The following is a 17,758-nucleotide window of genomic DNA, read 5'->3' as shown; positions in this document are numbered from 1 at the left end:
TTATCTCCGTTCGCCCTGAGCCTGTCGAAGGGCCACTGTGCACGGCGCTGGCTTCGACAGGCTCAGCCCGAACGGTGGAAAGGGAGATGTCATGTGCTTCTCTCAACTCAGCAGGTCATACAAGGAACGGGCAACGACCTTGGTGGCACGCTTCAGGTCATCGAGCACGACGTGTTCATCCGCCCGCTTGGCATTCGATTCGAGCACGGTGCGCGGCCCGGCGCCGTAGATCACGGCCGGAATGCCCTTCTCGCAGTAGAGCCGTACATCCGTGTACAGCGGCGTGCCCGAGGTGGGAATGGGTTCGCCAAACACCGCCTGGCCATGCTTCTGCAAGGCATCGATCAGCGGCTTGTTGCCGGGCAGTGGCTGCAACGCGCGCGCCAACAGCAGGCGCTTGATGTCCACCGTGACGCCGGGCTGCTGCGCGGCGGCATCGGCAATCACCTGGCGGATGCTGGCCTCCACCGCGACCGGGTCTTCCTCAGGGATCATGCGGCGGTCGAGCCTGAGCACCACCTTGCCCGGCACGACGTTGGTGTTGGTGCCACCCTCGATGCGGCCCACGTTGAGGTAAGGGTGGGTGATGCCCTCGACCTTGGACGTGAGCTGCTGGTACAGCGTGTTCTGGTGGTACAGCGCGTTGAGGATGTGCACCGCGCCCTGCAGTGCGTCGACGCCGCTGGTCGGGATGGCAGCGTGCGACATCTTGCCGTGCACCGTCACCTCCAGCTGCAGGCAGCCGTTGTGGGCCGTCACCACCTGGTAGCTGAAACCGGCGGCAATGAGGTAGTCAGGCTTGGTGAGGCCCTGCTTCAGCAGCCAGCCCGGGCCCAGCTCGCCGCCAAATTCTTCGTCGTAGGTGAAGTGCAGCTCAACGCCGCCTTTGAGTGGGGCGTTCAGCGATTCGAGCGCGCGCACGGCGAAGGTGTAGGTGGCGAAGTCGCTCTTGCTCACGGCCGAGGCCCGGCCGTAGAGCTTGCCGTCGGCCACGTCGCCGCTGTAGGGGCCGTGCGACCAGCCTTCGCCAGGCGGCACCACGTCGCCGTGGGCGTTGAGTGCGATCGTCTTGCCCTCGCCATAGCGGCGGCGAACGATGAGGTTGGTGAGCGATTGCAGGCCGTAGGCCTCGACTTCGGCTTGGGGCACGGCGTGTTTCTCGGCTTCGAAGCCGAAGCCCGCCAGCAACTCGGCGGTGCGCTCGGCATGCGGCGCGTTGTTGCCCGGCGGCGTGTCGGTGGGGACTTGCACCAACGCCTGCAGGTACTTCACTTCGTCACCGAAGTGGGCGTCGATCCAGGCGTCGAGTTCAGCGTAGCGGGGCATGGTGCTGGGGAGGCTTTAGTTTGGACGCAAGGGACGCGAAGGAAGACGCAAAGAACGCAAAGGAAGAAGCAAGGAAAGCAAAGGAAAAACGTCTTGATTTCTTAGCGACCTTTGCGTCTTCCTTCGCGCCCTTTGCGTCCAAAAAAATACAGGCATACCTCAGCCCTCCACCAACTGCTCAAGCAGCGTCATGAACGCCTCGACACACAGCTGCGCATCGTCGTTGGTGATGGTCTCCAGCGGGTTGTGGCTGATGCCCGAGTTGCCCCCGCGCACAAAGAGCATGGCCTGCGGCATCACCTCGTCGAGCTTCATCGCGTCATGCCCGGCACCGCTGGGCATGCGCAACACCGGCAGGCCCACAGCCTCTACCGCGCGCTCCCAACGCGCCTGCCACTCGGGCGCGCTGGGCGCAGCGGCGGCGCGCATGGTTTCTTCCAGCGTGCAGTGCAGGCCGCGGCGGGCGGTGATGCGCTGCAGCTCGGCAAGCACGTCGTGCGCCATCGCGTCGCGCACTTCATTCGCTGTCGCGCGAATGTCGAGACTGAACTGGCAGCGACCAGGCACCACGTTGATCGAGCCACTGGGCACGTGGAGGATGCCCACCGTGCCCACCAAATTCGGCACCTGCGCCGCGCGCTTCTCCACGTAGAGCACCAGCTCGGCCACGGCGGCGGCGGCGTCTCGCCGGCGGTCCATGGGCGTGGTGCCGGCGTGGCAAGACACGCCGACCATCTCGCCCACGTAACGCACGCTGCCGTTGATGGAGGTGACCACGCCCAGCGGCAGGTCGATCTCGTTGAGCACCGGGCCCTGCTCGATGTGCACTTCGACGAAGCCCATGTACTGCGCTGGGTCGCGCTTCATCTCATCAATCCGAGAGATGTCGCGGCCGGCCGCTTGCATGGCCTCTCGCATGGTGGTGCCGTCGGCGTCTTGCTGGTTCAGCCAGCTGTAGTCGAAACGGCCGATCACCGCACCCGAGCCCAGGAAGGTGGCCTTGTAGCGCTGGCCTTCTTCTTCCGCGAAGCCGATCACCTCCACACCGAAAGGCAGGCGCCTGCCTTGGCGATGCAGCTCGCGCACGCACACCATGGGCACGAAGATGCCCAGGCGGCCGTCGTACTTGCCACCGTTGCGCACGGTGTCGAAATGGCTGCCGGTGAGCAGGCGAGGTGCGCTGGAGTCGTTGCCTTTGTAGACGCCGACCACGTTGCCCACCGCATCAACGCCCACCTCGTCGAAGCCGCAATCGCGCATCCAACGCACCAGCTGCACCTGGCACGATTGATGGGCCGGTGTGAGGTAGGTGACGGTGAGGGCGTCCTCCACATCGCTGTGCTGGGCGAGCAGCTCGGCGCAGTCCCACACCTGGTTGCCGAGTGTGGGCACCACACCGAACTTGTCGTTGAGCCGGATCTCGGCAATGCGGTGGATGTGGCGCAGGCACTCGGCCAGCTCGAAGTCGGCATGGCCTTCGAGGCGGCGCGCCAGCGTGCTGATGATTTCTTGCCGCGACAGGCCGGTGCCGCGCGGGCCGCGCACCGCCACGATGAAGGGCCAGCCGAACTTGGCCAGGTACTCGGCGTTGAGCCGCTGCAGTGCGGCCAGCTCTTCAGGCGTGCACGCCTTCAGGCCGGCGGTGGCCTGCTCGTGCGCCGACTCCGCGGTGAGTGGCTCGGCCAACGCACCGGCCAGTTGCGGGTGAGCGCGGATCAGCGCGAGCTGTGCCGTGCGCTCGGCCCGGCGCACCGTGTCGGCCAGGCGGTGCTTCAAGTGCGCCAGGCTTGTGAACGGGCGATGCGCCAACGCGGCCTCGGCGATCCAGGGTGAATGCTCGTACACGCCGTCGAGCATGCGCGTGGCCTCGGCCAGCGGCGCTGCGTTCAACTGAGCGAGGGTCAGGCTCATGGGGTGGTGGGCGCGGGAAAGTGCTGCTTCCAGTGCCGCGCAATGTCGATGCGACGGCACACCCATACCTTGTCGTGCGCGAGCACATGGTCGAGAAAGCGTTGCAGCGAGGCGATGCGACCGGGCTTGCCCAGCAGCCGGCAGTGCATGCCGATGCTCATCATCTTGGGAGCCGTGTCACCCTCGGCATACAGCGCATCGAAGCTGTCGCGCAGGTAGGTGAAGAAGTGCTCGCCGGTGTTGAAGCCCTGTGTCTGCACGAAGCGCATGTCGTTGGTGTCTAACGAGTAGGGCACCACCAGGTGCTGCACGGTGCTGCCGTCGGTCTTGGTCACGGGCGTCCAGAAGGGCAGGTCGTCGCCGTAGTAGTCGCTGTCGTACTCGTAGCCGCCGTGGTCGACCACCAGGCGGCGCGTGTTGGGGCTGTCGCGGCCGGTGTACCAACCCAAGGGCCAGGCGCCGCCGGTCATGTCGCGCAACACCTGGGTCGCCTGGTCGAGGTGGCGGCGCTCGGTGGCCTCGGGCAGGTTTTGGTAGTGAATCCAGCGCAGGCCGTGGTTGGCGATTTCGTAGTCGTTGGCCATGAAGGCGGCCAGCAGCTCGGGGTAGCGCTGCAGGGCCATGCCGATGCCGAAGACGGTCAGCGGCAGCTTGCGCTTTTCGAACTCGCGCAGGATGCGCCACACGCCCACGCGTGAGCCGTACTCGTACATCGACTCCATGGTCATGTGGCGGCTCTCGTAGGCTTGGGCCGTGATCAGCTCGGAGAGAAAGGTCTCCGACGTCGGGTCGCCATGCAGCGGGTTGTTCTCGCCGCCTTCTTCGTAGTTCAAGACGAATTGCACGGCGATTTTTGCGCCGCCCGGCCACTGTGCGTGGGGTGGGTTGCGGCCGTAGCCGACCAGGTCGCGGGGGTAGGTTTCGTCGGTCATGGCGGATCGGTCTTCAGGCGGCACACGATTTGCATCTTTGGCGGCTGACGGGGCGGCTGTATACACTTTTACGCGTCTGGCTCGATCAGCAGCTAGCCATTTTGATGCCAGAGGACACCATGGGCCAACTTACCACGCATGTGCTCGACACGATGAACGGTTGCCCCGCCGCGGGCATGCTGGTGGCGTTGTACCGGCTCGACGCTGGCCGGCCGCCGGAGCTGCTCAAGCAACTGGCGCTGAACCACGATGGGCGCGCCAGTGCACCAATGTTGGACGAGAGCAACTTCAAGACGGGCACCTACCGCTTGCTGTTCGAGGTGGCGGCCTACTTCCGTGGGCGCGGGGTCGTCTTGCCCGAGCCCCCTTTCGTCGACGCCGTGCCCATCGACTTCGGCATGTCCAACCCGCTGCAGCACTATCACGTGCCTTTGTTGGCCAGCCCCTGGGCGTACTCCACGTACCGCGGCAGCTGAAACTTTATGCACATGGACGCGCACCTGATCGACTGGCTCAACCTGCTGCTGCGCTGGGCGCATCTGGTCACCGGCATCGCCTGGATCGGGGCCTCGTTCTACTTCGTCGGCCTCGACAACGGCCTCACGCCGCCAGCTGACGCTAAGGAGCGTGACAAGGGCATAGGTGGCGAGATGTGGGCGGTGCACGGCGGCGGGTTCTACCACCAGCAGAAGTACCCGGTGTCGCCGGCCCAGCTGCCCGAGAAGCTGCACTGGTTGATGTGGGAAAGCTACTCCACCTGGCTCACGGGCTTTGCGCTGTTTGCGGTGCTGTACCTCTTCAACGCCAGCACCTTTCTCATCGACAAGAACGTGTTCGACTGGTCGCCCGCCCCAGCCATCGCCACCGCGCTGGGTTTCTTTGTTGCCTTCTGGGCCATCTACGACGGCATTTGCCGGCTCTTCGGCCACCGCAAGCATGGCGACCTGATCGTGGGCGTGCTGGTGCTGGCCTTGATCGTGTTCGCGTCGTGGCTGTCATGCCAGTTGTTCGCCGGTCGCGCGGCCTTCTTGCTGGTGGGCGCCATGATCGCCACCAGCATGAGCGGTAACGTGCTGATGGTCATCATCCCGGGCCAGCGCAAGGTGGTGGCCGCGCTCAGGGCAGGCCTGCCGGTAGACCCGGTCTACGGCAAGCGCGGCAAGCAGCGCAGCGTGCACAACACCTACTTCACGCTGCCCGTGATCCTGGCCATGCTGAGCAACCATTACGGCTTCTTGTACAGCGGCGCCTACAACTGGCTGGTGCTGGTGATGATGATGTTGTCTGGCGCCTTGATCCGCCAGTCGTTCGTGCTGCGGCACAAGGCGCTGGCCACCGGCCAGCCTGTGCCGTGGGCGTATGCGATCGTGGGCGTGGTGCTGCTGGCGGGGGTGATCACGGCTTCCATGCCGGCCTCTGCGCCCGTGGCCGCGGCAGCGCCGCTGCCCACTTTCGCCCAGGTGCAGCAGGTGGTGAACCAGCGCTGCGTGATGTGCCACAACGAGCAGCTGGTCAGCAAGGGCATACAGCTGCACACGCCCGAGCTGCTGCTGCGCAATGCACAGGCGGTGTATCAGCAGGCCGTGGTGCTGAAGCTGATGCCCTTCAACAACGCGACCCAGATGACCCTGCCAGAGCGCGAGTTGATCAAGCGCTGGTTCGAGGCAGGCGCCTCAACGCAGCGATGACGCTGGTTCGCTGGTGCTCGGCAGTTGAACGCCAGCGTTGACGCAAAGAACGCGAAGGAAGGCAGCCAAGGTCGCAAAGAAAATGAAAGGTAGGCGCCGCAGCTGCGCGCTTTCAACTTCTTCGCGCCCTTTTTTTCCTTTGCGTTCTTTGCGTCAACGCTGGCGTTCAAGCCCACCCTTATGCCGCGCCGACGACCACAAGCGCGAGTCGTTGCCTCACACCACCACCGGTTCGGTGTCCAGGCGTATGCCGAAGCGCCCGTACACGCTTTCTTGAATGGCCAGCGCGAGCGTCATTACCTCGGAGCCGATGGCGCCACCGCGGTTCACCAGCACCAGCGCCTGCTTTTCGTACACGCCGGCACGGCCCACCGATTTGCCCTTCCAGCCGCAGGCATCGATCATCCAGCCAGCAGCGAGCTTCATGCTGCCGTCGGGCATGGGGTAGTGCACGATCTCCGGGTCGCGGCCAATGATGTCGCGACACTGCTCGGGCGTGACCACCGGGTTCTTGAAGAAGCTGCCCGCATTGCCCACCACCGCAGGGTCGGGCAGCTTGGCGCGGCGTATGGCGCAGATCCAGTCGAACACCTGCTGCGCGCTGGGTGTGAAGAGGCCGGTCTCGGTCATCTTGCGCTCCAGCTCCAGGTAGCCCAGCACCGGCTGCCAGGGCTTGGGCAAGTGATACCGCACGCGGGTGATCACCACGCGGCTGGCCAGTGAGCGCTTGAACTCGCTGTCGCGATAGCCGAACGCGCACAGCTCGGGGCCGAGGGTGACGGTGCGGCCGGTCACCAGGTCGACAGCGTCGAGCGACTCGAAGCGGTCTTTCATCTCGATGCCATAAGCGCCTATGTTTTGCACTGGTGCACCGCCCACGGTGCCCGGGATAAGGGCCAGGTTTTCGAGCCCGGGGTAGCCTTGCGCGAGCGTCCAGGCGACGAAGTCGTGCCAGTTTTCGCCGGCACCGGCCTCGACGATCCAGGCGTCGGGGCGCTCTTCGACCAGCCGACGGCCCGTGACCTCGACCTTGAGCACCACTTGCGGCATGTCGCGCGTGAGGATGATGTTGCTGCCCCCGCCCAGCACAAACTTGGGCGACATGCCGAGCGTGGGGTGGTCGACCACGCGGCGCACGTCGGCGTCGCTGGTCACGCGCACCAGCGTTTGTGCCACGGCAGGCAGGCCGAAGCTGTTATAGGGTTTCAAGCTGACGCCTGATTCGATTTGCATGGGAGAATTTTCGCTGATTACCGTGAAGAGAGATTCTCAATGCCCAGCTTCGACACCGTGTTAGACCCCAACCTGGTTGAAGTGCGCAATGCCGTCGACCAGACCGCCAAGGAAATCGGCACCCGTTTCGACTTCAAGGGCTCGTCGTCGCGTGTCGATCTGAAAGAGAAAGAGCTCACGGTCTACGCCGACAGCGATTTCCAGATCGCCCAGGTGCTCGACATCTTGCTGGCCAAGATGACCAAGCGAAATGTCGACGTGCGCTTTCTCGACCGCAGCGCCAAGATCGAAAAGATAGGCGGCGACAAGGTCAAGCAGCTGATCACCGTGAAGAGCGGCATCGACAGCGACACCGCCAAGAAAATTCAAAACCACCTCAAGCAAAGCAAGCTGAAGGTGCAGGGCGCCATTCAGGGCGACTCAGTGCGTGTCACCGGCGCCAAGCGCGATGACCTGCAAGCCGCCATGGCCCTCATCCGCAAGGAAGTGCCCGACGCGCCCTTGTCCTTCGACAACTTTCGGGATTGAGCGTGCGCGCATGGGCCGTGGCGCTTGTGCTGTTGGCAGGCGCTGCCAGCGCGCAGACCGTGTCGATGAGCGGTCGCTTGGGCGACAAGGCGCTGTTGATGATCGACGGGCGCCCGCGCACCGTTGCGGTCGGCAGCACCGTGCAAGGCGTGAAGCTCTTGAGCGTGACGGCCGACGCTGCAGTGGTTGAGCTGGCGGGCCAGCGCGTCACCGTGCCGATGGGTGGCGCACAGGTCAACCTGGGCGGTGTGGCGAGCGAAGGCGGCGGCTCGCGCATCGTGCTCGCGGCCGGGCCTGGCGGCCACTTCACGACCCAGGGCTCGATCAACGGTCGGGCAGTCGAATTCGTGGTCGACACCGGCGCCACCATGGTGGCCATGAGCCAGGCAGATGCCGATCGCGTCGGGCTCAAGTACCGCGAGGGCCAGCGCGGCATGGTCGGCACGGCCAATGGCCCGGTGCCGGTGCACCGGGTGGTGCTCAGCTCGGTGCGGCTGGGCGACGTGCTGGTCTACAACGTCGAAGCGGTGGTGATCCCCGCGCAAATGCCCTATGTCTTGCTGGGCAACAGCTTTCTCACCCGCTTCCAGATGAAACGTGAGAACGACGTGATGACGCTGGAGAAGCGCCCCTGAGGGTCTGAATGGGCGCCGAACCGGTGCCCGTTCATGGCCTGCTGACGTTTCAGCGCAGCTTCACCCACACCGGCGCATGGTCGCTGGCCTTCTCTTTGCCGCGCGCGTCACGGTCGACCTCGGCAGCGTCCAGGCGTTTGGCCAGGTCGGGCGTGAGCAGCAGGTGGTCGATGCGAAAGCCGGCATTGCGCGACCAGCGCTGGCGCATGTAATCCCAGAAGGTGTACATGGGCGCGGTCGGGTGCAGGCTGCGAATGGCGTCGGTCCAGCCTTGGTCGAGCATGCGGAAGTAGGCGGCGCGGCTCTCGGGCTGGGTGAGCGCGTCTTTCTTCCACGAGGCGGGCGAGTAGATGTCGGCCACCTCGTCGGTCGGGATCACGTTGTAGTCGCCGCACAGCACGGTCGGCTTGCCTTCCTTGAGCAGCTCGGCCGAGTGCGCCATCAGGCGCTCGAACCAGGCCAGCTTGTAGTCGAACTTGGGGCCGGGCTGCGGGTTGCCGTTGGGCAGGTAGAGGCAGCCGATCACGATGCCGTTGACCTCGGCTTCGATGTAGCGGCTCTGCACGTCGTCTGCATTGCCCGGCATGCCGCGGCGCCGCTCGATGGGCTCACCACCTTTGACCAGAATGGCCACGCCGTTGAATGATTTCTGGCCATGCCAGATGGCGCCGTAGCCCGCTTCGCGTATGGCCGCGATGGGGAAGGTGGCGTCGGGCGTCTTCAGCTCTTGCAGGCAGGCCACGTCGGGCGACGATTCGGCCAGCCATTCCAGCAGGCGCGGCAGGCGGGCGCCGATGCCGTTGACGTTGTAGGTGGCGATCTTCATGACTTTGTGCCGGTGAAAAGGAGCGTGCATTTTGCGCGCCATCTTGAAGACTGGCTGGGCGCCTCCACGTCTGGAGCATGAACACGCAAACCCGAACCCTTCCTGAGCGTTTTCGCGTGCTGCTGACTCTGGCGCAGCTGCTGGAGCGCCTGGAGCGCAGCATCACCCCCATCTCGGCAGACCAGTACCGCTCGGTGGTGCGGCATTTGTCGCAAGAGCTGGGCGATGCCGAGCCCGGCGAAGACCTCGACGTGCTGCTCGACACCTTCCCCGCCATGGCGCAGCTCTACGAGAACCTGCAGTACGCCCACGCCGGGCTGTGCCGCTCACCGCTCGATGCTTCGCTTGCAGCCGAGCTGCGCGCGCAAGAGGTCATTCGCCGCTTGCAGCGCTGATCAACGCCGTGGCGGCTGCGCCAGCGCAAACGCCAGCCACGACGCCGCGCCCAGCAGTGCCAGCACCCCCATCACCTCGCGGTAGCCCGGCACGGCCAGCAGCAGCCACGCGACCGCCAGCGGTGCGGCGGCGCGCGTCATCAGCGCAATGGCTGACATCGCGCCGCTGATGCGGCCCACATGCTCGCGGCCGAAGTATTCCGGCACGACGTTGCCCCGCACGATGGTGCTCAGGCCGTTGGCCACGCCGAAGAGCAGTGCGAACAGCAGCAACCCCGCCAGGTGGTCGGCCCAGGCAAACACCGCCAGCGACACCGGCGTGCCCGCCAGCACCATCAGGCCCAGGCTGCGCGGGCCTATGTGCCGGCCCAGCCACAGGTAGACCACACGCCCCACCACCTGCGCCGGGCCTACCCACATCACCACCGTCAGGGCCTGGCTCTCGCTGGTGCCCTTGGCGGCAAAGGCCGGCATGATGTGCGCCCACAGCGCGGCCGACACAAACGCGTAGAGCGCGAAGGCGACGGTGAGCAACCAGAAAGCGCGGTGGCGCAGCGCCTCGTGCAGTGTGGCGTTGTCGACCGCGTCGTGTGCAGCGGCGCGCGAAGGGGTGTCGGCCCCACGCAAGGCCCAGGCATGCAGCGGCGCCACGCCGAACAGCAGCAGCAGCCCGATCACCATCAGCGCATGGCGCCAGCCCCAGGTGGCGATCAGCCAGGCCACCGCCGGAAACGACAGCGTGCTCGCAAAGCCGCCCACCAGCGTGAGCGAGGTGATGCCTTGGCGATAGTGGTCGGGGTAGCGCTTGGTCAACACCGCGAAGGCGGGCTCGTACAACGTCATGGCCATGGCCGCGCCCATCACAGCCCATGCGATGTAAAGCATGGAGAGGGTGTGTATTTGTGACCAGAGCAGAAAGCCGGTGCCGGCGAGCGCCGCGCCCAGCGTCATCACCCAGCGGCCATGGCCACGGTCGATGGCCGCGCCTGCGGCATAGCTGCTGATGCCCCACACCGTCATGCCCAGCGTGAGTGCGCCCATGGTTTCGGGCTTGCCCCAGGCGAACTCGCGTTGCATGGGCAGCACGAACGAAGAGAAGGCATAGAACAAGGCCGCCCAGGCGACGAGCTGGCCCAGGGCGAGGGCGGTGATGGTGGGGCGGTAGCCGGATGGGGTCACCGGGAGGATTATCACGAGCGGTCTTGTCGCCGGGGAGACACGGTGCCGGGCCCATCAGTCGTGCTAGCGTGCGCCGAGACCTCACCTCCCAAGGAGACAAACCATGACCCTGCTTCGTCGAAGCCTGCTGCTCGGGCTGGTCGCCAGCACCAGCCTGCTGATTTCGTGTGCCAGCCTTTACGGCGGCAGCCAGCCTCCTGTGCTCTTCGTGCATGGCAACGGCGACTCCGCGGCGCAATGGACCACGACGGTCTGGCGCTTTGAGTCCAACGGTTGGCCGCGTGAGCGGCTGCTTGCCATCGATCTCACCTACCCCTTGGCGCGCGACACCGACACCACTCCGCAGCCCGGCCGCAGCTCGGCCACCGAGCAAATGAACCAGCTTTCGGCCGAGGTCGACAAGCTGCTCAAGGCCACGGGAGCGAGCCGCGTGGTGCTGATGGGCAACTCGCGGGGCGGCAACGCCATACGCAACTACATCGCCAATGGCGGCGGCGCCGAGAAGGTGTCGTATGCCATCTTGGGCGGCACACCCAACCACGGGGTTCAAGCGAATCCCGACAACAATCCGGGCAATGAATTCAACGGCGCCGGGCCGTTCCTGCGCGGGCTGAACACGCCCAAGGGTGCCAGTGGTGACGAGGTCACACCCGGGGTGAAGTGGATGACCATTCGCTCCGACAACAACGACAAGTACGCGCAGCCTGACGGCGCTTGGCTGGGGTTTCGTGGCAAGCCGACCAACGTCAGCTTCGACGGGCCAGCCTTGAAGGGTGCGGAGAACGTGGTGATCGCGGGCATCGACCACCGCGAAACCGCGTTCGGCCCACAGGCCTTCGCGCAGGCTTATCGCTTCATTACCGGCAAACTGCCACCCACGTCGTCCATCACCCCCGAGGCCGAGGTGGTGCTTGATGGCCTGGTGTCGGGGCTGGGCGTCAACAACGTGCAGGGCGGTGCGCCCAGCAACCTGCCGCTGGTGGGGGCGATTGTCGAGGTGTACGCCACCAACGCGGCCACCGGCGAGCGCCAAGGCACTGCCGTGCTGCACAAGGCGATAGCGGCTGACGGGCGCTGGGGGCCGCTGAAGGTTGATGGCAAGTCGAGCTATGAGTTTGTGGTCAGCGCGCCTGGCTATGCGGTGACGCACGTCTACCGGTCGCCGTTTCCTCGCTCGTCCAGGTATGTGAACCTGCTTGCGGGGCGACTGAGTGATGCCGACAAAGATGCCAAGTCGCTCGTGGCAATGTCGCGGCCGCGTGGTTACTTCGGCCTGCCGCGCGACCAGGTCAGCTTTGACGGCAAGAGCCCGCCGCCGGGTCTGGTGCCGGGCGTGGCGGGCGTGTCCACGCTGAAGGTGAAGCCGACGGACATCAACCGCAGCGTGGTCGGTGAATTCAACGGTGAGCGCATCGCCGGCTGGGCCTGGCCGGTGTCGGAGAATCACATGGTGTTTCTTGAACTACACCAGTAAGTGAAGCTGTCCCAGATCTTGTTTTCCCAAGGCTTCGGCGCCCGGCGCGAATGCGAAGGCCTGATCGCCTCAGGCTACGTCTGCATCGCCGGCCAAGTGCACGACGACCCCTTCGAAGACATGGCCCCCGAGGGCCTGCAGTTCAGCGTGCGCGGCGAGGTGTGGCCGTACCACGCCAAGGCCTTGATCGTGATGAACAAGCCGCAGGGCGTGGAGTGCTCGCAAAAGCCCAAGCACCACATGAGCGTGTACAGCCTGCTGCCGGTGCAGCTGCGCCGGCGCGACCTGCAAAGCATAGGCCGGCTCGATGAAGACACCACCGGCTTGCTGCTGTTCACCGACGATGGTGCGCTGATCCACCGCTTCACCTCGCCCAAGAAGCACGTCAACAAGGTCTACGACGTGACTTGCAAGCATCCGGTCATGCCCGACCAGGTGGAGCGGCTGCTGGCCGGTGTGAAGCTGATTGACGACCCGGCCACCGTGGCGGCCGCGGCCTGCGAGCTGACCGGCGAACTCACGCTCAAGCTCACGCTGACCGAAGGCAAGTACCACCAGGTCAAACGCATGCTGGCGGCGGTGGGCAACCGCGTTGAGGGGCTGCACCGCAGTGCGTTTGGTGCGCTCAACTTGCCGGCCGATCTGGCGCCGGGCCAGTGGCAGTGGCTGAGCGGGCCGGAAGCCGTGAGCCCGCGATAATCGTCGCCCATGCAAGTTTTCCGCGGCATTCATCACCCACAGATCGCCAAGGCCTGCGCGCTGACCATCGGCAATTTCGACGGCGTGCACCGCGGCCACCAGGCCATGCTGGCGCTGTTGCGCTCCGAAGCCCAGCACCGCGGATTGCCCTCGTGCGTGATGACCTTCGAGCCGCACCCGCGCGACTACTTTGCCGCACTCGCCGGCAAACCCGAGGCGGCGCCCACCCGCATCGCCACGCTGCGCGACAAGCTGAGCGAGCTCGAGCGCTGTGGCGTTGACCAGGTGGTGGTGCTGCGTTTCGACAAGTCGCTCGCCACGCAGTCGGCGCAGGCCTTCATTGAAGACGTGCTGGTGCGCGGCCTGGGCGCGCGCTACGTGCTGGTCGGCGACGACTTCCGCTTTGGCGCCAAGCGCGTGGGCGACTACGCCATGCTCGATGCCGCCGGTGCGGCACAAGGCTTCGATGTGGCGCGCATGAACAGCTACGAGGTGCACGGTTTGCGCGTGTCGAGCTCAGCCGTGCGCGACGCGCTCGCCGCCGGCGACATGGCCCGGGTTGCCGCGTTGCTGGGCCGGCCGTACAGCATCAGCGGCCACGTGGTGCACGGCCAAAAGCTGGGCCGTGACCTGGGCCAAAGCGCCCTCGGGCGGGCAGACGGTTTCCGCACGCTCAACCTGCGCTTCACCCACCCCCGCCCCGCCGCCAGAGGCATCTTTGCGGTGCGCGTGCATGGCCTGGCTGGCGAGCCCGTCGATGGCGTCGCCAGCCTGGGCGTGCGCCCCACCGTCGACGACAGCGGCCGGGTGCTGCTGGAGGCCCATTGCTTCGACTGGCCCGCCACGCTGGGGCTGGAAGGGGGCTACGGTAAAATCGTGCGGGTGGAACTGCTGCACAAACTGCGAGATGAAGCCCGCTACGACGGGCTGGATGCCTTGACCGCCGCCATACGGCAAGACGCCCTCGACGCGCAAGACTTTCTCGCCGCGCATGCGGCGCAACGCCGCCAAACCACGCGCGATCGAATTTAAAGCTCGCCCACACCCCTTACGCGAGCACTGGCCCACGCGGCCAGACCCCCCCTTCTCAGGCCCGCCCTCGCGGCGTGCCAGTGACATCAAAGCGCCGCCATGACCGACAAGACCTCTCTTTCTTCGCCCGCGGGCACCACCGACTACCGGGCCACGCTGAATCTTCCCGACACCCCATTCCCCATGCGCGGCGACCTGCCCAAGCGCGAGCCCGGCTGGGTGAAGGAATGGGACGAGCAAGGCATCTACAAGCGCCTGCGCGAAGCCCGCCACGGCGCGCCGCGCTTCGTGCTGCACGACGGCCCGCCCTACGCCAACGGCCAGCTGCACGTGGGCCATGCGGCCAACAAGATCCTCAAAGACATGATCGTCAAGGCGCGCCAGCTCAAGGGCATGGACGCGCGCTACACCCCGGGCTGGGATTGCCATGGCCTGCCCATCGAAAACCAGATCGAGAAGACCTTCGGCCGCAAGCTGAGCCGCGACGAGGTGCAAGCCAAGAGCCGCGCCTACGCTACCGAGCAGATCGCCCAGCAGATGGCCGATTTCAAGCGCGTGGGCGTGCTGGGCGATTGGGAGCACCCCTACCGCACCATGGATTTCGGCAACGAGGCCAACGAGATCCGCGCGCTGAAGAAAATCATCGAGCGCGGCTATGTGTACCGCGGCCTGAAGCCGGTGTACTGGTGCTTCGACTGCCACTCCTCGCTGGCCGAGTTCGAGATCGAGTACGCCGACAAGAAGTCGCAAACGGTCGACGTGGCTTTTCTCGCGGCTGAGCCCGAGAAGCTCGCCGCGGCGTTCGGCCTGCCGTCGTTGTCGAAAGACGCTTTCGTGGTGATCTGGACGACCACTGCCTGGACCATCCCCGCCAACCAGGCGCTCAACGTGGGCCCCGCCATCGAGTACTCGCTGGTCGACACCGACCGCGGCCTGCTGGTGCTGGCCAGTGCGCTGGTCGAAAAGTGCCTCGCCCGTTACGGCTTCGAAGGCAAGGTGATGGCGACGACCCTGGGCGCCAAGCTCGAAGGCTTGAACTTCCGCCACCCGCTGGCCCATGTTGACCCAGGCTACGACCGCCTGTCGCCGGTGTACGCCGCCGAGTACGCGACCGCGGAAGACGGCACGGGCATCGTGCACTCGTCGCCTGCCTACGGCATCGAAGACTTCAACTCCTGTCGCGCGCATGGTTTGGCCGTGGAAGACATCTTGAACCCGGTTCAAGGCAACGGCCAGTACGAAGCCACGCTGCCGCTCTTCGGCGGGCAAAACATCTGGAAAGCGGCGCCCTTGGTGGCCGATGCGCTGCGCGATGCCGGGCGCCTGTTCGCCACCTCGACGCTGGTGCACAGCTACCCGCACTGCTGGCGCCACAAAACGCCTGTGATCTACCGCGCCGCGGCGCAGTGGTTTGTGCGCATGGACGAAGGCGTGGGTGTTTTTGCGCAAGAGACGCCGCCGAAGACGCTGCGCCAGACCGCGCTGGCTGCCATCGAAGAGACCAGCTTCTACCCCGAGAACGGCAAGGCGCGCCTGCACGACATGATTGCCAACCGGCCCGACTGGTGCATCAGCCGCCAGCGCAACTGGGGTGTGCCGCTGCCGTTCTTTCTGCACAAGGAAACGGGCGAGCTGCACCCCGACACCATGGCGCTGATCGACCGCGCGGCGGGCATCGTGGAGCAAGGCGGGGTGGAGGCGTGGGCCAAGCTGACGGTGGAAGACGTGCTGGGTGCCGAGGCGCCGCAGTACACCAAGAGCAACGACATCCTCGACGTGTGGTTCGACTCGGGCTCCACCTTCTTCCATGTGCTGCGCCACAGCCACCCCGGCACCACCAGCGACACCGGCCCCGAGGCTGACCTCTACCTCGAAGGCCACGACCAGCATCGCGGCTGGTTCCACTCGTCATTGCTGATCGCCTGCGCCATGGAAGGCCATGCGCCTTACCGTGGCCTGCTGACCCACGGCTTCACGGTCGATGGCCAGGGCAAGAAGATGAGCAAGAGCCTGGGCAACTACATGCCCCTGGGCGAATCGGCCGAGAAGTTTGGTGGCGAGATCTTGCGCCTGTGGTGCGCGGCCACCGACTATTCGAGCGACCTGGCCATCGACAAGAAGATCCTGGAGCGAGTGGTCGACTCATACCGCCGCATCCGCAACACGCTGCGCTTCTTGCTGGCCAACACCAGCGACTTTGACGCTGCGAAAGACGCGGTGCCGCTCGATGAGATGCTGGAGATCGACCGCTATGCGTTGGCGCGTGCGGCTGCTTTCCAGGCCGAGGTGCTGGCGCACTACGAGGTTTATGAATTTCACCCGGTGGTGGCCAAGTTGCAGGTGTACTGCAGCGAAGACCTGGGCGCGTTCTACCTCGACATCCTGAAGGATCGGCTTTACACCACGGCACCGAAGTCGCTGGCAAGGCGCAGCGCGCAGACCGCGCTGTGGCACATCACGCATGCGATGCTGCGCTGGATGGCGCCGTTCCTGAGCTTTACGGCTGAGGAAGCGTGGAAGCTGTTTGCGCCGGGCGCTTCGCCGTCGATCTTTGTCGAGACCTACAGCAATGCGTCAGCCTGGGCAGACGAGGTGCTGCTGGCCAAGTGGCAGCTGATCCGCAAGGTGCGCGACGAGTCCAATCGCCGCATCGAAGACTTCCGCAGCGCCGGCAAGGTGGGCTCTTCGCTGCAGGCCAATGTGGTGGTGTCGGCCAAGAACGAGACGCACAACATCCTGGCGAGCCTGGGTGACGACCTGAAGTTCGTGCTCATCACGTCCAAGGCCGCGCTTCTGGAACTGCTGACCGACGACGCCGAAGATTTCCGCGTGGTACCCGAGGTCAGCACCTCGCTGAAATGCGACCGGTGCTGGCACTACCGCGACGATGTAGGCGCTGATCCAGCCCACCCCACAATCTGCGGCCGTTGCACCAGCAACCTGTACGGCGCTGGTGAATCACGAAAGGCAGCCTGATCATGGCGTTCAAGAAATCACCGGGCAACCTGCTGCCTTGGCTGGGCATTGCGCTCATCGTGATCGTGCTCGACCAGCTCTTCAAGGCGCTGATCCTCGACCACTTCCAGTACGGCGAAAGCCTCTACGTCACCTCTTTCTTCAACATCGTGCGGGCGCACAACACCGGCGCGGCGTTTTCATTCTTGGCCGGCGCCTCGGGCTGGCAGCGCTGGTTCTTCGTCGGTCTGGGGGTGGTGGCCGCGATCTTCATCGTGTGGATGCTGCGCAGCCACGGCGGGCAGAAGTTGTTTGCCTTGGCGCTGGCGTTGATCCTTGGGGGGGCCGTCGGCAATGTGGTCGACCGGTTGTTGCACGGCTATGTGGTGGATTTCATTCAGGTGCACTGGGGCAGCCAGTACTTCTTCCCGTCGTTCAACGTGGCGGACAGCGCGATTACCTTGGGGGCGGGGTTGTTGATCTTGGATGAGTTGTTGAGGGTGCGACGCGGGCGCTGAGTTTTTTCGCCTTTCGCCTTTTGTGCATCGCCACCGCTTAGCCTGACCCTTCGACAAGCTCAGACCGCTCAGACCGCTCAGCCCGCGCAGTCCGCTCAGCCCGCGCAGTCCGCCCAGCCCGCCCAGCCCGCTCAGCCTGAGGTATCGAAGGCCCGTGCCGCTTCGCGTATTGGCTTCTACCTGTCTTGTCCGTCGGCGCCGGGTAGTCGCCCCGGCGGGCGAGTCACTTTCATTTGTCGCGCCAAATGAAAGTAACCAAAGCAAAGGCGCTCTCCACTCGTCACAGCTGCGTGGCTACAAGGTTCGGCCGGTCAACGCCTTGCTGAAGCTACGCCGCACACCTGATGCGATTTCTTCACCACTCGCCTCGCTTTGCCTCGGCGCCGAGGCGAAGCGAGGTGTGGACATGGAAAGTTTGCGCAGCAAA

16 protein-coding genes are annotated in these 17,758 nt (G+C 65.3%); 10 read left to right on the top strand and 6 right to left on the bottom strand.

Annotated features, from left to right (window positions below):
- Positions 1-102 precede the first annotated feature (102 nt).
- The 3 genes from AC30QB_RS19785 to puuE all read right to left on the bottom strand — a co-directional run bounded on the left by AC30QB_RS19785 (position 103) and on the right by puuE (position 4,169).
- Complete coding sequence (locus tag AC30QB_RS19785) at positions 103-1,326, bottom strand: M20 family metallopeptidase (RefSeq protein ID WP_489547985.1); 1,224 nt, start codon at positions 1,324-1,326, stop codon at positions 103-105.
- Between the two features lie 159 nt (positions 1,327-1,485).
- Positions 1,486-3,237, bottom strand: coding sequence for a 2-oxo-4-hydroxy-4-carboxy-5-ureidoimidazoline decarboxylase (uraD, locus tag AC30QB_RS19780; protein ID WP_489547984.1), 1,752 nt, complete (start codon positions 3,235-3,237; stop codon positions 1,486-1,488).
- On the bottom strand, positions 3,234-4,169 hold the full coding sequence (puuE, locus tag AC30QB_RS19775; protein WP_489547983.1) for an allantoinase PuuE: 936 nt from the start codon (positions 4,167-4,169) through the stop codon (positions 3,234-3,236). The genes uraD and puuE overlap by 4 nt, the downstream gene beginning before the upstream one ends.
- 119 nt (positions 4,170-4,288) lie before the next feature.
- Here puuE and uraH point away from each other — a divergent pair, with 119 nt between their 5' ends.
- Both uraH and AC30QB_RS19765 read left to right on the top strand, forming a co-directional pair.
- Positions 4,289-4,645 (top strand): hydroxyisourate hydrolase, encoded by a 357-nt coding sequence (uraH, locus tag AC30QB_RS19770; RefSeq protein WP_489547982.1) that lies wholly within the window; start codon positions 4,289-4,291, stop codon positions 4,643-4,645.
- Between the two features lie 12 nt (positions 4,646-4,657).
- On the top strand, positions 4,658-5,857 hold the full coding sequence (locus AC30QB_RS19765; RefSeq protein ID WP_489547981.1) for a urate hydroxylase PuuD: 1,200 nt from the start codon (positions 4,658-4,660) through the stop codon (positions 5,855-5,857).
- A 216-nt stretch (positions 5,858-6,073) separates the two neighbouring features.
- Here AC30QB_RS19765 and murB read toward each other — a convergent pair whose 3' ends face one another.
- Positions 6,074-7,090, bottom strand: coding sequence for a UDP-N-acetylmuramate dehydrogenase (gene murB / locus AC30QB_RS19760; RefSeq protein ID WP_489547980.1), 1,017 nt, complete (start codon positions 7,088-7,090; stop codon positions 6,074-6,076).
- Positions 7,091-7,129: 39 nt separating this feature from the next.
- Between murB and AC30QB_RS19755 the strand changes: the two genes are divergently transcribed.
- Both AC30QB_RS19755 and AC30QB_RS19750 read left to right on the top strand, forming a co-directional pair.
- Positions 7,130-7,618, top strand: coding sequence for a YajQ family cyclic di-GMP-binding protein (locus tag AC30QB_RS19755; RefSeq protein WP_489547979.1), 489 nt, complete (start codon positions 7,130-7,132; stop codon positions 7,616-7,618).
- Positions 7,619-7,620: 2 nt separating this feature from the next.
- On the top strand, positions 7,621-8,253 hold the full coding sequence (locus AC30QB_RS19750; protein ID WP_489547978.1) for a retropepsin-like aspartic protease family protein: 633 nt from the start codon (positions 7,621-7,623) through the stop codon (positions 8,251-8,253).
- Positions 8,254-8,302: 49 nt separating this feature from the next.
- On the opposite strand, the gene xth is transcribed toward AC30QB_RS19750, so the two are convergent.
- Positions 8,303-9,079 (bottom strand): exodeoxyribonuclease III, encoded by a 777-nt coding sequence (gene xth / locus AC30QB_RS19745; RefSeq protein ID WP_489547977.1) that lies wholly within the window; start codon positions 9,077-9,079, stop codon positions 8,303-8,305.
- A gap of 77 nt (positions 9,080-9,156) precedes the next feature.
- On the opposite strand from xth, the gene AC30QB_RS19740 reads away from it, so the two are divergent.
- Positions 9,157-9,474 (top strand): hypothetical protein, encoded by a 318-nt coding sequence (locus tag AC30QB_RS19740; protein WP_489547976.1) that lies wholly within the window; start codon positions 9,157-9,159, stop codon positions 9,472-9,474.
- Here the strand turns inward: AC30QB_RS19740 and AC30QB_RS19735 are convergent, their stop codons facing one another.
- Positions 9,475-10,653 carry an MFS transporter gene (locus AC30QB_RS19735; protein ID WP_489547975.1) on the bottom strand — a complete coding sequence of 393 codons (1,179 nt, stop codon included), beginning with the start codon at positions 10,651-10,653 and terminating at the stop codon, positions 9,475-9,477.
- A 103-nt stretch (positions 10,654-10,756) separates the two neighbouring features.
- Between AC30QB_RS19735 and AC30QB_RS19730 the strand changes: the two genes are divergently transcribed.
- The 5 genes from AC30QB_RS19730 to lspA all read left to right on the top strand — a co-directional run bounded on the left by AC30QB_RS19730 (position 10,757) and on the right by lspA (position 17,331).
- On the top strand, positions 10,757-12,127 hold the full coding sequence (locus AC30QB_RS19730) for a twin-arginine translocation pathway signal (RefSeq protein ID WP_489547974.1): 1,371 nt from the start codon (positions 10,757-10,759) through the stop codon (positions 12,125-12,127).
- The gene (locus AC30QB_RS19725; protein WP_489547973.1) at positions 12,128-12,826 is read left to right on the top strand and encodes a 16S rRNA pseudouridine(516) synthase; all 699 of its coding nucleotides are present in this window, start codon (positions 12,128-12,130) and stop codon (positions 12,824-12,826) included.
- 9 nt (positions 12,827-12,835) lie between these two features.
- Complete coding sequence (locus tag AC30QB_RS19720; RefSeq protein ID WP_489547972.1) at positions 12,836-13,858, top strand: bifunctional riboflavin kinase/FAD synthetase; 1,023 nt, start codon at positions 12,836-12,838, stop codon at positions 13,856-13,858.
- Positions 13,859-13,957: 99 nt separating this feature from the next.
- Positions 13,958-16,834 carry an isoleucine--tRNA ligase gene (ileS, locus tag AC30QB_RS19715; RefSeq protein ID WP_489547971.1) on the top strand — a complete coding sequence of 959 codons (2,877 nt, stop codon included), beginning with the start codon at positions 13,958-13,960 and terminating at the stop codon, positions 16,832-16,834.
- Between the two features lie 2 nt (positions 16,835-16,836).
- Entirely contained in the window at positions 16,837-17,331 is a 495-nt protein-coding gene (gene lspA, locus AC30QB_RS19710) for a signal peptidase II (RefSeq protein WP_489547970.1), read from the top strand.
- The last annotated feature ends 427 nt before the right edge of the window (positions 17,332-17,758 follow it).

This window comes from Rhizobacter sp. (genome assembly GCF_046595475.1).
In the GTDB taxonomy this organism is placed as follows: Bacteria; Pseudomonadota; Gammaproteobacteria; order Burkholderiales; family Burkholderiaceae_C; genus Rhizobacter.
This window is presented reverse-complemented; position numbering and strand designations above follow the sequence as displayed.

Excerpts from the sequence above, each read along its gene's own strand:
- AC30QB_RS19785 (WP_489547985.1), bottom strand. The coding sequence starts at position 1,326 with ATGCCCCGCTACGCTGAACTCGACGCCTGGATCGACGCCCACTTCGGT.
- uraD (WP_489547984.1), bottom strand. The coding sequence starts at position 3,237 with ATGAGCCTGACCCTCGCTCAGTTGAACGCAGCGCCGCTGGCCGAGGCC.
- puuE (WP_489547983.1), bottom strand. The coding sequence starts at position 4,169 with ATGACCGACGAAACCTACCCCCGCGACCTGGTCGGCTACGGCCGCAAC.
- uraH (WP_489547982.1), top strand. The coding sequence starts at position 4,289 with ATGGGCCAACTTACCACGCATGTGCTCGACACGATGAACGGTTGCCCC.
- AC30QB_RS19765 (WP_489547981.1), top strand. The coding sequence starts at position 4,658 with ATGGACGCGCACCTGATCGACTGGCTCAACCTGCTGCTGCGCTGGGCG.
- murB (WP_489547980.1), bottom strand. The coding sequence starts at position 7,090 with ATGCAAATCGAATCAGGCGTCAGCTTGAAACCCTATAACAGCTTCGGC.
- AC30QB_RS19755 (WP_489547979.1), top strand. The coding sequence starts at position 7,130 with ATGCCCAGCTTCGACACCGTGTTAGACCCCAACCTGGTTGAAGTGCGC.
- xth (WP_489547977.1), bottom strand. The coding sequence starts at position 9,079 with ATGAAGATCGCCACCTACAACGTCAACGGCATCGGCGCCCGCCTGCCG.
- AC30QB_RS19740 (WP_489547976.1), top strand. The coding sequence starts at position 9,157 with ATGAACACGCAAACCCGAACCCTTCCTGAGCGTTTTCGCGTGCTGCTG.
- AC30QB_RS19730 (WP_489547974.1), top strand. The coding sequence starts at position 10,757 with ATGACCCTGCTTCGTCGAAGCCTGCTGCTCGGGCTGGTCGCCAGCACC.
- AC30QB_RS19720 (WP_489547972.1), top strand. The coding sequence starts at position 12,836 with ATGCAAGTTTTCCGCGGCATTCATCACCCACAGATCGCCAAGGCCTGC.
- ileS (WP_489547971.1), top strand. The coding sequence starts at position 13,958 with ATGACCGACAAGACCTCTCTTTCTTCGCCCGCGGGCACCACCGACTAC.
- lspA (WP_489547970.1), top strand. The coding sequence starts at position 16,837 with ATGGCGTTCAAGAAATCACCGGGCAACCTGCTGCCTTGGCTGGGCATT.